The organism is Bacteroides sp. NSJ-39, assembly GCF_014287315.1.
Lineage (GTDB): Bacteria > Bacteroidota > Bacteroidia > Bacteroidales > Bacteroidaceae > Bacteroides > Bacteroides finegoldii.
The window spans coordinates 170,545-184,503 of the sequence record NZ_JACOOB010000003.1; the positions used below are offsets into that span (position 1 = coordinate 170,545).

Consider the following 13,959-nt stretch of genomic DNA (forward strand, 5'->3'; position numbering starts at 1 on the left):
CCTAAAACATAACAGGCAACGCAAACAACTGATACATCAGCGTTCGTGCCATGCGTATCTGTCCTTTCGTGCTGGGATGCAAACGGTCATATCCCGCATCATAGAAATAAATCAGTTGTTCTTCCACCATCGGATTCAATCCGGTTACCGCATTAAAATCAATCACGGGAACTCCCCACACATTGCCGGCTTCTTTGACAGCCTGCACGTAGGCATCCACATATTCGCCACAACTGTTCTGGTAGTTTTCATCCGGTTGCACATTCGTTTCTCCAAAATTGGCCAGTGAACGGTGCAACGGGGTCAGCAACACAATCTGCTTGTCTGGGAAGAGTTGTTTCAGTCTATTGATTCCTATGTTGATACGTCCCTTATACGTGCTTCCATCCATTATAGGAGTACGTTTCTTACGGGTTTCCAGCTTTTGGGTTTGTCCACGGGCTGCCATCACTTGTTCTTCTGTTTCCGTAAACCATTCTCCAATAGGTACACCGGCATTAAAATCATTCGTACCCATCAAAATCACGATAGCATCTACTTCTTCACCGTGTTCTTTCTTCAGTTGCTCGGCTTGCCGGGGCACATCATTCCATTGCCTGCCACTGATACCATATACATAAGGAGTAATTCCCAACCATTCTTGCAGAAAATCCCAGTATTTCTTTATCTTGTCGCCATGACAGTTGGGATCTGTAATAGAGTCTCCCAAATATCCCACTCTTTTTCCTTGCCACGGGTGCCGGATGCATCCATTATTCGTTTCAACAGAGTTTGCCACTTTAGAAGATTGATTCTGTCCGCACAGAAAAGAGGAACAGAAAAACAGGAGGATACATGTGAGTAATAATTTGCTTTTCATCGGTATCATACGTTAAATGAGAGATTTGTATTTAATATTCGACAAAAATAACTCAAAAAAAATGTAGTTTCAATCAATTTGAGCGATCAATCTCATCCATGCAACCGGATACATAAAAAGATTGATTATCCTTTACTTTGCAGAAAACATGGAGACTTTTGCCACCGAACTGGAATAAAACCGGGAAGAGAAAACCTCTCAAACTCCCAACAACTGCTTCAATTCAGCCACTCCTTCAGAAGCTCCCTTCTGAATCACATGTATCGAACGGGAAGTATGCGTATCTACCGGTTTCGGATCAATCAGATACACCTCTGCTTCTCTCGGTACATAATGAAGCAACCCCGCTGCAGGATATACATTAAGCGACGTACCGATAATAACGAAAATATCCGCTTTTTCCACATATTGGATGGCTGTCTCAATTTCCGGCACAGCTTCTCCGAACCATACGATAAAAGGTCGCAATTGAGTGCCGTCGCCGGCCTTGTCTCCCATCTTCACTTCATATTCTTCCGGTTTCAGCTCTTTTATGTAATGAGGATTATGAGGATCTCTACTGGAACACACTTTCGTCAGTTCGCCATGCAGATGAACGATACGGCTGCTCCCGGCACGTTCATGCAAGTTATCGATATTCTGTGTCACCACCGTTACATGAAAGTTTTTCTCCAGTTCCGCCAACAATTCATGTCCACGGTTCGGCTTTACCTCCAACAACTGTTTCCGGCGCTCATTATAGAAATTAATCACTAAAGCCGGATCACGCTGATAACCTTCAGGAGTAGCCACCTGCTCCACAGGATATTTGTCCCACAAACCGCCTGCATCGCGAAATGTACTAATCCCACTCTCGGCACTCATACCCGCACCCGTCAAAACTACCAGATTCTTCATTACTATTCCTCCTTTTTTTTAATAGCCACACAAATGTAATCAGAATCATCGAATAAAAGAACTAATTCTTTTGTAAAAAAACGGCTAACTTTCACAGATATAAGAATTTTTAAATACCAAATGCTAAATCATTCAAATAAAACACGTACTTTTGCGATTCATAAATTTGCAATTGATTGAAGGCTAAAACTATGAAATACGCTTCAATCGCCAACAAAAAACATTATATGGATAAATTCAGTTACTCTATTGGTCTCGGAATCGGCCAAAACTTATCAAGTATGGGAATCGCCAACCTTTCGGTAGACGACTTCGCACAAGCTATCAAAGATGTATTGGAAGGCAACCAGACGGCTATCAGCCATCAGGAAGCCCGCGAAATAGTAAACAAGTATTTCGAAGAACTGGAAGCTAAAATGGGCGCCGCCGCTATCGAACAGGGGAAAGCATTCCTTGAGGAAAACAAAAAAAGAGCAGGTGTAGTAACTCTGCCCAGCGGATTGCAATACGAAATAATAAAAGAAGGTACAGGCAAAAAGCCTCAGGCTACCGATCAGGTAAAATGCCATTACGAAGGTACTTTGATTGACGGAACACTGTTCGACAGTTCTGTTCAGCGTGGTGAGCCCGCAGTATTCGGCGTGAACCAGGTAATCCCGGGATGGGTTGAAGCACTGCAACTGATGCCGGAAGGTTCTAAATGGAAACTGTATATTCCGTCTGAACTGGGTTATGGCGCAAGAGGTGCCGGAGAAATGATTCCTCCCCACAGCACACTCGTATTTGAAGTAGAATTACTCGAAGTATTATAAATAAAAAAATTCAAAGCAAAATGAAAAAAGTTAGTATTTTTATGGCAATCGCCGCTGCTGCAAGCCTTGCTTCTTGCACAGCTCAGTCTCCTAAAGCAAATCTGTCAACAGAACTCGACTCCCTGTCTTATTCTATCGGTATGGCTCAGACTCAAGGTTTGAAAGGCTACCTGACAGGTCGTTTGGATGTTGATACTGCTTATATGGCAGATTTCATCAAAGGTTTGAACGAAGGTGCAAACAAAACCAGCAAGAAAGATATCGCTTACATGGCAGGTTTGCAAATCGGTCAACAGATCAGCAACCAAATGATGAAAGGTATCAACCAGGAGTTATTTGCCGGCGACTCTACTAAAACAATCAGCAAAGCTAACTTCATGGCAGGTTTCATCGCAGGTACTTTGGAAAAAGGCGGCATGATGACTATGGAAGAAGCTCAGACTTATACCCGTACAGCTATGGAAACAATCAAAGCAAAAGCTTTGGCTGAAAAATACGCTGACTACAAAGCTGAAAACGAAAAGTTCCTTGCCGACAATAAGACTAAAGAAGGTGTGAAAACAACTCCGAGCGGTCTGCAATACAAAGTGATCACTGAAGGTAAAGGTGAAATCCCTGCTGACACTTGCAAAGTGAAAGTTAACTACAAAGGTACTTTAATTGACGGAACAGAATTTGACAGCTCTTACAAACGTAAAGAACCGGCTACTTTCCGTGCTAACCAAGTAATCAAAGGTTGGACAGAAGCATTGACTATGATGCCTGTCGGTTCTAAATGGGAACTTTACATCCCTCAGGAACTGGCATACGGTGCTAGAGAATCAGGCGGCCAAATCAAACCGTTCTCTACTTTGATTTTCGAAGTTGAGCTGGTGGGCATTGAAAAAGATAAGAAATAAGAAAGTTTCTTTCTAAATAGAAAAAGGAAAGAGGTGCAAAGCGTTTGCATCTCTTTTTTTTGCTTTTGCCTATTTTTTCTCTCAAAAAAGAAGAATAATTAAAATAAATCTCTATATTTGCTTACTATTTGATAACAACTGGAAATTATAATTTATTATTATGGAAAGAATAGACAATCTCGACAGGCAGATACTAGAAATTATTTCCCAGAATGCCCGTATCCCTTTCAAAGACGTAGCAGCCGAATGTGGAGTGTCACGTGCAGCCATCCATCAGCGTGTGCAAAGACTGATTGACTTAGGTGTCATTGTAGGCTCGGGCTACCACGTTAATCCCAAATCTTTGGGCTACAGAACATGTACATACGTCGGTATCAAATTAGAAAAAGGCTCTATGTACAAAGCTGTTGTGGCAGAACTTCAGAAGATTCCCGAAATTGTGGAATGTCATTTCACTACAGGACCATACACTATGCTGACCAAATTGTACGCATGTGACAACGAGCATCTGATGGATTTGCTGAATAACAAAATGCAAGAGATACCAGGTGTAGTAGCCACCGAGACATTGATTTCTCTGGAACAGAGCATCAAGAAAGAAATCCCCATTCGCATAGAAAAATAACAAGCGATGGAGTTTCTGAATGAATATCACCTTGCAGGGCTATTTATCGGAATTTGTACCTTTTTGATTATCGGTCTTTTTCACCCCGTTGTGGTAAAGGCCGAATATTATTGGGGCACTAAATGTTGGTGGATATTCCTGATACTCGGTATAGGCGGTGTCATAACGTCATTGAGCATTGACAATGTAATTCTGTCCTCCCTGCTAGGCGTATTCGCTTTCTCTTCCTTCTGGACCATTAAAGAGGTCTTTGAACAGGAAGAACGGGTACGGAAAGGCTGGTTTCCCAAGAATCCGAAACGCGAATACAAGTTTTGAAGGCAAAGAATAGCAGATTTTTATCAAAAGAATTTGCATAATTCGACAGAAAGCACTACTTTTGTGACCGCATCCAATAAATGGATACACCGGACTTGTAGCTCAGTTGGTTAGAGCAACAGACTCATAATCTGGAGGTCCCTGGTTCAAGCCCAGGCTGGTCCACGAAGCATAAAACAAAGAAAATCAAGCCGTTACAAGGTTACTTGTAACGGCTTTTTTCTTGCACACTGAAACTCCTTGCACACAATTTGCACACAACCTTTGGAAAGTGGTGATAATCAATGATAAACGTGACACACCGGTAAATGATATTCTTTTTCTTTGGGTTTCTTCCTTTTGCATAGGTTATCCTTGGTTTCGGTATAGGATGAGGCTCTTTGCACACAAATTGCACACGTTTTGAGAAGAAAAAAGGGATAAGCTACACACCGGTAATTATCCCTTTTCTTCGCAATAAAATCAAATAAGAAGTAATAGTGTAGATAATATACGACTATTCATTTCCAACAAAGTACAATCAAATATTATCAATGTCATTTGATTTTAGTTCCTTTTCACAAGAGCGTGGTGACTCTTTCAAATAAAGACGTGTTTCCTTGTTTGTACAACCATGTCGAACAAGACCAGGATACTGTCGTTCCAAACAACGCGCATACTCTCTTCTGCTTTTAGGACTCTTGTAAGGATTCCAACGCTTCAGATAATTTGAGTACAAATCACTGACTCTTACAAACTTTACTTCTGATGTGCAGTCACCCTCATCGTCTGAAGAGGGCTTAATATCCGTATCTACACAAGGGACTGTCATTAACTCATCACAATTCTTACTCTCAACAGATTTTTTTGAGTCGGCTCTGTTGTTACCAATTTCATTTTTTCCCATTATTTTAAAAATATAAAAGTTATTGAAGATAAAAGGGTATCTTCTTCCCATTATTTAAAATCCATATTTTGCAGCTATTTCAAATAAGCGGTCACTATTATATCGATACCGTCCAATTATCATAGCGGAATATTCCCTATCAGTTTCATCATAATCATAATTGGGATAAAAACTACTGACCTTATGAAATAAAGCCCTACCTTCCTCACCAAACATATTCTTAATGATATTGCCAATGGCAATCCAATCATCGTAATAATAAGTAATATCCACTTGATTTCTGGTTATTTCATTCAATAGCCGCTCAACCTTTTGTTTCTTTGTTAAAGGAGTGGCACTTTCCAAAACAAAATTATTTGGACGAAGAAAGGTTTCTATCGCATTGGGGATAAGAAGCGTTCGGGGTTTAGGTGGTTTCGTTTTATATTTCTGTTTTGGCTTATAAATATATTCCACTGCATTTGATTTTGTTTTTGGCTTAGACGTATAAACTTCCGCATGTTTATTGACATACGGTTGCGTATCATGCGAAAGGAAGCGTAAACGGCATATATCGCCACAACTTTTATCTATAATGATACCCATTTCTTCAAAATCGTTTTTTATGGCTTCAAAGACATTCTTATGATTAGTAGGGTCCGCATAAGGAATGATACAGAACAAGCCATTTCCGCTTGCAGACAATCCACAATACATAATATAAGGTAGTTCACCCAACTTAATCTTAAGGTCTTCTATGTTTGATATTGACGGGTTATCTTTTCCGTCAATATCAATACAAATCAAGTTCGTATACTCGTAAATTTTTTCAGTTCGTCGTTCAGAACAAACACAACTGACAGTTATTGCAGGAAGAAGTTCTTTCAATTCTCGCCGTTTCATCAAATCAGATTCATTTCGAAGTTCTTTGATTAAAACAGTACGATAGTCCTCTAAGAACAACCAGTCCCATAAGTTCACTACTCCGCTTGCATAACGATTTTGCGCACTTTCAAACATTGATACTTTTATGATATTTTCCATATTTCTTACTTTTTTACAGGCCATCAGGCAATGAATTTTCTACAAATTGTTTAGCAATATTATTACTTTTCACAAAAATATAATTATTCCCACCACCACCTTTCTCAATCTCAAATTTCAAACTCTTTATGCGAGTTGAAAATTCTTTTCGTCTCACAGGTATCAACTTCTTTATACAACAATACGCATTATATTCTTCTCTAAAATCTTTTAATAAGACTCTATCATTATCTGATACAGAAGGCACGTATTTTTTTGCCTCTATGAATTGTGCCACACTATCAGATTCAAATCTCATTTCCTCAAGAAGTTCTTTTGCCTTTGGCGATTCTGTAAATTGTTGTTGCTTCAACAACCTTCCCAATCCCTCAAGCACCCAATTGAAAATACCGCTTAATTCTTTGGATATTATTTTCTTGGCGAGATGTTTATCTTGTTTTTCATCCGGAATAATCACTTCAAAGTTCAAGATTATAAATCTTCGCAAGTAGGCATGGGTAAATTCAATATTATTAGGAAATTTGTTAGTGTTAAACATAAACTTTCCATAATTCCGAATAATAAACGGATGTCCATAAGGAGAACGCGCATCAATAGGCTCATTGCTGATTAGCTTCTTGAACAAGTCAGGATTGATATTCTTTCCTCCGAGTTCTGACGAATAGTTAAGCAGATAATTACCTAATTGTGCCCTAAAATATCCATTTTCATTACATAAATTACTTATCGTATAGGAACAAGTGTTGTGTTCTCCAAGCAGTGCTTGCACTATTTCAAATATGACGGATTTACCGTTGCTTCCTTCACCTTTCAAAATCAAACACTTTTCTAATTTCAAGTTTTGAGTAAAAATATATCCCAAATATTCTGCAAGAATCATTTGTGATTCTTTTTCAGGTAAAACCTCATTCAAGAAAGCCTTAAAATCATCACAAGTCGCTTTAGAATTGTATTCAAAAGGCAATTGATATTTAAAAAAGTCCCGCTTGTCAAAGTCTCTCAACTCTTGTTTGTCCTTTGAAATGACAAATGTCCCATTCTTTAGATTAATTTTCACCTCATCTTTTTTCTCATTCAAGTCCGGTACAAGAGTGCAAAGAGCGACAAACTGATTATACAATCTCTCAAGATTCCTACTCAGTCTAATATCATAATAATTGAAGTCTGCCTTATTTGCCGCTACGGCAAGAAATTCCTTCAAAAGTGGACGGGTTATGTTTTTCCAGTAACAGCCCGTATAAATATATGGCTGAATACTGTCCGGCTCAATGCCGAGCCCCAATTTAAACTCATCCGCGTTCTTCATTAATTCTTCTATCAATATAATATATTTGACTTCATCATCCGGCTCTAACCCCTTTAATTCTCTTGTTTCATTTTCTGACAATCCCCCGTTGTTTTCTTTCCTACGTAGTTCTGCAAGTTTTTCAAGTTTTTTATCATCATCAAGATGATAAATAACCGGATAGTCTATTTTTGAAGATATATCTATTATTTTCTTCAATGTTTCCTCTTGTTGTACTTGCTGCAAAATATCTCTTACATATCGTTTCAAGCCTTTTGCTGTTTTATACGGATGATTTATCATTGGAATATTATTATTGTTGCTATTACTATTCATATTATTTATCTCCTATCTTTGTTGAGCCGATTTTATAATTAATTGTATTGATTGAGTTGAAAGATTTTGGCTCGTTTTGCCTTCCTCCTCAATTTGGTTGTTTAACCATTTATCCAATTCTTCAGCAAAGAAATACAGATTACGTCCTGACCTGTGACAAGGTATATTATCTGTTGCTGATAATTTATAGAGTTTCGATGAACTTAATTTATATCCTTGTTTTTGAATATATTTTAAGGCTTGCTCCTTATTCAGCCACTTTGGTATTTCTTCCCTTTTTTCTATTCTGTTTATCAGAATGTTTTTTATCTCTGATATTTCCTGAATCAGATAATCTATCCGTTCCGGCAACGTGTCATAACTTGTTTTTTGATGTTCCATACCTTTTGTTTTTTGTTTCTGGTGCAAAAATACAAAGGTCCAAAAGCGGCATAAAAAGGCACGTTCAGGCACATTCAGGCACGTTTGTATCAGACTAATTATTAGTTTGTTACATATATTACCAAAAAGAAATTATTGATTTTGGCATGTTCAGGCATGAAATATATTTGATTAGTTGGTTACGTTTTGTATTTTTGTCATAAACATCATGTAGTAATATGGCAAAGAAAAGAATACCGATAGACAAAGAGAGGTTTGAAACTTTAAAAAACGAGTTAGTAAGAGTTTCTAATATAGATTTGAGTTCAGATAATGCATACTCTGACCTATGCGATTATATAAAGAAACAGAGCAATACAAATTTTCCTCTCCCAAAATATGAAGACGGAAGCGTTATCCAGCAATCTGAAACTATCAGCGTTGATACATTACGTCGTTATTGGGGAGATAAAGATGCAGACAAGGAAAGAAAGCCGGATGTTGGAAAATTATCTTTCATGGCTCGTGCTTTAGGATATAAGGATTGGGAAACATTCTGCCACGAATACAAACAGACCAATACGGACTTTGACATAGAGAAAGGATTCAATGGAATGGACTATTTCAAGTTTTCATCATTGCTTGAAGGTGAAATCGTCTGTATCGGCTGGTATCCTCAAAAATATTGCAGATTGAAGTTTTTAGGAGAGTACTCTTTTGAGGTCGTTGAATCCTATGGAATGAAAAGTGAGGTTGGACGCAAATTTGAAACTTCCGGTTTTCGTCTCGCCCAAATATCAAACAAGGCTATTTTTCCAGAAGTCTTAATAGAGCCATTATATGAATATCAAGAAGATTTATGGAATGCCATAGAAAACTTTGATATAAAGAATTGCCCTATAGAAATCCTTTTATAAGAAAAGATAAAAGTGAATAAAGTGAGTAAAGTGAACAATATTTTTATAATAGAGCATATTCTTATTTTATAGACCATATAACAATATAAAACTTTATACTTTTTATAAAATATAGTTCACTTTACTCACTTTATTCACTATGTAATATTTTTTTACTTTTATTTATTCTTTCATATTCGAGATATGCTCATGCTCCTTTTATACCGAGTATTAGAGGCAGGAGAAAAGCACGATACAGGAGACGAAAACAGCCTTATTTTTGATATGGGAAAATAATAATCTTACGTCTATTTGGAAGCGAAAAGGATATGCAGAAAATCGTTTATTCTTGTGAAAAAAACTATTGCGTTTCGTGAGTTTCATATCGCCTTCTCCCAAAAGTAGCCACCTTGCATTTATAGACGGAAAGGCAATCAGTATCTTTCGCACAATCCAGACGGTAGGAAGTTCTTTTCTGAATAAAATGTTCATCAGTATAGTAAAAGACAATCCCGTTCTTTGACAAAAATCAGAAACAGAAGGAGATTCTTTTTCGGCAACCTGTTTGATTCTGGCTTGTATGCCACCATTCAGAACATCCCAAAAGGACAAAGGCAAATTGATGTTCTTTATATGAACCGCTTCTTTGAATAACGGTGCAATCTCAAATGGCGAATGTTTGGATATTCCACATCCTATCTCTGTAACTAAAAAAATATATTCCGAATGTTGTTCCGCATATAGCAGAAAATCATCAATATGTTTTTTAAGATTCTCAATGTGTTTGGAAGGCAGCGCATAGGTCTGCCCCTGTATTCCCACAGCCTGCCCCATAATAGCTCCGAATTTCATCGCTGTTGCTGCGGCATTTCCATTATGTACACCGTTTGAGTTTGAACCGAACACGAATATTTCATTTGTTTTCAGCTCCGTAATGTTATAAGGGGTAATTCTGTTATTCATAATTTTAAAATTTTGGGTATAAAAAATCCTCTCATTGCATAAGCAACAAGAGGATATTATTTTGAGTTGATATTAGTTCAACGAAATAAGATTGATGATTTTGTTTCCGTTTTCTGCAACATTATCGATAATAACTTCATCTGTTTCTGTGATAGTTCCTACGACATTTACACCGTCTGAATATCTGAAACCGGTGAATGTGATATTGGAACTTTCAGAATTTGCCGAAAGACTTTGTATTTCATAATCCAAAATTTGAAACTGAGATTCTTGATAATCTTTCATTGCTATTTTTGAGAAAGTTGTATTGCTACGGTTGTACCATGCTTTATTTGTGCGAATATCTCCAATATTAATCTGCTTATCAAGTTTTGTACATTTTTCTCCGTCAAACTCATAATATTCATTCAGCAACAGTGTTTTGCGCACATGATTAGGAACAGCAAATTCCCCATACCCAGTGAATTGTTCATCAGATATGGTGCATATTGTTTTTTCTTCTAAGTCATTATTTCCAATAGTCTTATGTTGAATAATCGCATTATTGCGAATGGAATATAAATTACCGTTAAAGATGAATGTATAAGTATCTGAAATCGGATAAATTCTGCCACCCGGACATTTCACACGGCAATTCTGTTGTTGTTCTTGACTACTCCAATACACAACAAAACCATTATCGGTTACAGTGAAATTATTACATATAACTTCATCAGGTAACATTTTCTGCATTGTGAAATCTGAAACATTCAATTTGTATATTTGTCTATATTCTGGATAATTTGAATTAGAAGAAGAAGCAATATAAATATTTCCTTGATTATCCAATATTGTTTTCAATGAACCGTAATACAAATCAATATGTACATCTTTCGGCCATCTGTATAACTTTTCTGTTTGAACATCTACTATTGAGAGATACCTAATACTTTGATTGCCAACAGATATATAATCATCATCAGGGCCGGGTTTATAAAACAAATCAACAATATCTTGTTCAACAGGATTCACCAGAATAATCTTATCACTCAGTTTGACAACTTTACTAATACCAATATTATGGTCTTGCCCATCCTCTCCCTTGATTGACAACTTTACTTCATTGCCTGATAAATCAAGTTTGTAATAAGAGTCGTCCCCTGTTGCTCTTGTTGCGGATGATTTCTGATAAATCATCTTGGCGTCACTCACATTCAAATTCGTAAGGTATTTATAACCTTCTTCATAATTGATATTGCCACTACCGGAACCACCGTCATCACTACATGCAGTAAATAAAGCTACCGCACCTAACATTAATAAAAATTTCTTCATAATTACCAGAATGTCGTTTCTCCCTTAGCCTCAAATCAGAAGAGTTCATAAATGCAGAAAGCGTGAGGCCATTAACTTATTTTATACGACGGGCTCTGGTAAGACCTTGAACTAAAACAAGCAACAGTCCCCACGCCATATACGGATATGACGCGAGAGATGCCAACTTATTCCCGTTCTACAGATAGTTTACCAGACTTCGTCGTAGAGAATCAGTTAAACACTTTCGTGTACCTTAAATTTCTAATATGTCCGCCATGTTGCCATGACGATGCAAAATTAGAAAAAATAAGGCACATCACAAAGTTACATCTCATAAAGAGACTGTTGCAGGTTACAAAATTAGATATTCTTATTCATTCAGCATTTCATCAATGGCGAATTCGTGAAGTTCATGCTCCAGATCCATTTCTTTAAGCCGTTCTTCTTTCTTCCGAAAATAATCATCGCCCAAACCTTTTTCTTCGAGTGTCTTGTCGAATTTATCAAGTATTTCATCTGAAACACATTCTTCATCGTCATCATCGATTGACTCGTCCAATGCGGAAAGCATATCCTCTATTGTGTATTCCTGTTCTTGTGAAGAAGTATTTTCCGTTAATGAAAACTCTGTATCATCCTCACAATCAATATCCGGCCCTAACATATCTATAAGCTCATCGATTGTATAATCTTTGTCTTTAAAAGAATCTTTCGTATTTTCTTCTTTGACAATCGGCTCTTGAACACCGGTTTCCTGTATGCTTTCTTTTTGAGCAGACATTTTAGTCTTTGGTGCTTTCTTTGAAGATTTCTTTTTAGTCTCTACAACTTCGGCAGTCACCGGTTGTTCTTCTTCTACTTTTTTCTTTCGTGCCATAACTTTATTTATTTTTGAATTTAGTAATACTCCGAATACATGAATCATCGGACATTACATATATCCTCTTTTTTGTCGGAATATAAAAGAAAAAGGTATTTTAACTGTATTCTTAACCTGAATTAAGCTCTCGCACCGGTAATTTTGCATAAAAAAGCCCGGTTTCCTGTATGAATAGAATTACCGGGCAGGAAAGTAAGAAGAGCCCCATATAGGCTATATAGGCTACAAAAACGAGGTCAAAAGGTTAGTGTTCTTAGCACGCTCCTCTTTCTCGAAACTCGCCAGATATGCTTCCGTAGTCCTCAGGTCGGTATGTCCTAAGGATTCACTTATATAAGAGATATTGGCTCCGCTTCGTTTCAATACGGTAGCGTATGAATGTCTTGCGGTGTATGTGGTGATATTGCCGATACCCAATTCTTCACCTATCAACTTCATACGTTTGTTGATTCGCTTGACAACATCGCGTACAATCGCTTTACGCTCTATAGCCGTTTCATGCCCTTTCATATAAGGAAATATGTAATTATCGGGTAACGGCTTGTTTCCCCACTTGTCAATTATTGTCTGTAATTGGGAAGAAACAACCGCACGTATCTCTTTCCTATTCTTTGTCGTGCGCTCTGTTTTCTGTCTCACAAAACATATTTCACCGTCCACAATATCCGAGAACTTCAATTTCAGCATGTCTGTCGGATTGATACCGTTGCACAAGTAAATGAATATCCAGAGGTCTTTATATCTGTTAGTGGTTTCATTTTCACTCTTATAATCGAAAATGGCCTTCAACTGTTTCTTTGTCAATCCTTTCTTTCTTCCGATACCGGTCTTTATCTCGAACAGACCTTTTCCGAATGGGTATTGCGATTCTTTGATAACGCCGGCTCTCTTGGCTTCATTCATCAAAGTACGAATATTTCTCATGTGCATACCGATTGTAGAAATACTTCTCGTTTTCGACCAAAGTCTTTCGCATTTTTGTAACCATTCAACCGTAACGGCACTAAATGGAATATCTTTGCCGCCGACTTCCTCAACCATTACCAATGTAGTTTGATAGAACTGCATTGTCCCGATTCTTTCTTCGTTTTTCAGTTCCTCAATCTTAGCTCGTATGGCACTGTTCAGAGTATCACCGGTAGCTTTTCCCAAACGTAAATTGAGCGTATTGAAAGAGAATGTTCCTTTCTCTGCCAAAGCTTCAACATTCATACGGACTAAAGAAAAACTACTTTCAATGGCTTGTCTGATTTTCTTGCTTTCAGAAGATTTGCTATCCGGCAGTTTGTTCCATTCTTCTTTTGTCATGCAGATACCAATAGAATAATACTTGGGCTTTCTTTGATAATAAACCTTGATTTTAATAGGATATTTGCCTTCTTTGTTGGCAGTACGTGCATCAAGTACCGTAGAGACTACGATACCGTCTTTTGAAAAATTATACATGGTTTTAGTGATTACCCGCAAGCGGAATTGCTTACGATAGTCTATATATCCTCATTTGAATGGAAATATAAACGTTTTGAAGCCTTTTAAATATTGGTTTTGAGTAGTTTAGACGTTAGTTTCAAACGGTTTAAAACGATAATAGCAAAACATAGTATATATATTAGTCTGTAAATAA

General features: G+C 37.3%; 15 protein-coding genes and 1 tRNA gene. 6 read left to right on the top strand and 10 right to left on the bottom strand.

Features of this window, described 5'->3' with window-relative positions:
- Position 1: 1 nt before the first annotated feature.
- Together H8S63_RS05200 and H8S63_RS05205 are read right to left on the bottom strand one after the other, a co-directional pair.
- On the bottom strand, positions 2-859 hold the full coding sequence (locus tag H8S63_RS05200) for an SGNH/GDSL hydrolase family protein (protein WP_186925942.1): 858 nt from the start codon (positions 857-859) through the stop codon (positions 2-4).
- Between the two features lie 198 nt (positions 860-1,057).
- On the bottom strand, positions 1,058-1,756 hold the full coding sequence (locus H8S63_RS05205) for an NAD-dependent deacylase (RefSeq protein WP_022274782.1): 699 nt from the start codon (positions 1,754-1,756) through the stop codon (positions 1,058-1,060).
- Between the two features lie 227 nt (positions 1,757-1,983).
- Here H8S63_RS05205 and H8S63_RS05210 point away from each other — a divergent pair, with 227 nt between their 5' ends.
- The 5 genes from H8S63_RS05210 (at position 1,984) to H8S63_RS05230 (ending at position 4,575) form a co-directional block, all read left to right on the top strand.
- On the top strand, positions 1,984-2,568 hold the full coding sequence (locus H8S63_RS05210) for an FKBP-type peptidyl-prolyl cis-trans isomerase (RefSeq protein ID WP_055279380.1): 585 nt from the start codon (positions 1,984-1,986) through the stop codon (positions 2,566-2,568).
- A gap of 20 nt (positions 2,569-2,588) precedes the next feature.
- Positions 2,589-3,467, top strand: coding sequence for an FKBP-type peptidyl-prolyl cis-trans isomerase (locus H8S63_RS05215; RefSeq protein ID WP_007747681.1), 879 nt, complete (start codon positions 2,589-2,591; stop codon positions 3,465-3,467).
- Positions 3,468-3,627: 160 nt separating this feature from the next.
- On the top strand, positions 3,628-4,092 hold the full coding sequence (locus H8S63_RS05220) for an Lrp/AsnC family transcriptional regulator (RefSeq protein WP_007747677.1): 465 nt from the start codon (positions 3,628-3,630) through the stop codon (positions 4,090-4,092).
- A 6-nt stretch (positions 4,093-4,098) separates the two neighbouring features.
- On the top strand, positions 4,099-4,410 hold the full coding sequence (locus tag H8S63_RS05225) for a DUF4491 family protein (protein WP_186925943.1): 312 nt from the start codon (positions 4,099-4,101) through the stop codon (positions 4,408-4,410).
- A gap of 91 nt (positions 4,411-4,501) precedes the next feature.
- Positions 4,502-4,575, top strand: a tRNA-Ile gene (locus H8S63_RS05230).
- 355 nt (positions 4,576-4,930) lie between these two features.
- Here H8S63_RS05230 and H8S63_RS05235 read toward each other — a convergent pair.
- From H8S63_RS05235 to H8S63_RS05250, 4 genes are read right to left on the bottom strand one after another with little or no spacing between them, the layout of a single operon-like run.
- Positions 4,931-5,347 carry a hypothetical protein gene (locus tag H8S63_RS05235; RefSeq protein ID WP_117573738.1) on the bottom strand — a complete coding sequence of 139 codons (417 nt, stop codon included), beginning with the start codon at positions 5,345-5,347 and terminating at the stop codon, positions 4,931-4,933.
- A gap of 3 nt (positions 5,348-5,350) precedes the next feature.
- Entirely contained in the window at positions 5,351-6,319 is a 969-nt protein-coding gene (locus tag H8S63_RS05240; RefSeq protein WP_175630415.1) for a BT4734/BF3469 family protein, read from the bottom strand.
- Positions 6,320-6,332: 13 nt separating this feature from the next.
- Positions 6,333-7,940, bottom strand: coding sequence for a phage/plasmid primase, P4 family (locus H8S63_RS05245; RefSeq protein ID WP_117979842.1), 1,608 nt, complete (start codon positions 7,938-7,940; stop codon positions 6,333-6,335).
- Between the two features lie 12 nt (positions 7,941-7,952).
- Positions 7,953-8,321, bottom strand: coding sequence for a helix-turn-helix domain-containing protein (locus H8S63_RS05250; protein ID WP_115502222.1), 369 nt, complete (start codon positions 8,319-8,321; stop codon positions 7,953-7,955).
- A 218-nt stretch (positions 8,322-8,539) separates the two neighbouring features.
- On the opposite strand from H8S63_RS05250, the gene H8S63_RS05255 reads away from it, so the two are divergent.
- Positions 8,540-9,217: a hypothetical protein gene (locus H8S63_RS05255; RefSeq protein WP_117573733.1), complete on the top strand. Its 678-nt coding sequence runs from the start codon at positions 8,540-8,542 to the stop codon at positions 9,215-9,217.
- A 210-nt stretch (positions 9,218-9,427) separates the two neighbouring features.
- On the opposite strand, the gene H8S63_RS20290 is transcribed toward H8S63_RS05255, so the two are convergent.
- The 4 genes from H8S63_RS20290 to H8S63_RS05275 form a co-directional block, all read right to left on the bottom strand.
- The gene (locus H8S63_RS20290) at positions 9,428-10,159 is read right to left on the bottom strand and encodes a hypothetical protein (protein ID WP_317191055.1); all 732 of its coding nucleotides are present in this window, start codon (positions 10,157-10,159) and stop codon (positions 9,428-9,430) included.
- Positions 10,160-10,231: 72 nt separating this feature from the next.
- The gene (locus H8S63_RS05265; protein WP_117573731.1) at positions 10,232-11,473 is read right to left on the bottom strand and encodes a hypothetical protein; all 1,242 of its coding nucleotides are present in this window, start codon (positions 11,471-11,473) and stop codon (positions 10,232-10,234) included.
- A gap of 352 nt (positions 11,474-11,825) precedes the next feature.
- Entirely contained in the window at positions 11,826-12,332 is a 507-nt protein-coding gene (locus H8S63_RS05270) for a hypothetical protein (RefSeq protein WP_016271102.1), read from the bottom strand.
- Positions 12,333-12,557: 225 nt separating this feature from the next.
- The gene (locus H8S63_RS05275; protein WP_149882669.1) at positions 12,558-13,781 is read right to left on the bottom strand and encodes a site-specific integrase; all 1,224 of its coding nucleotides are present in this window, start codon (positions 13,779-13,781) and stop codon (positions 12,558-12,560) included.
- Positions 13,782-13,959: the final 178 nt, after the last annotated feature.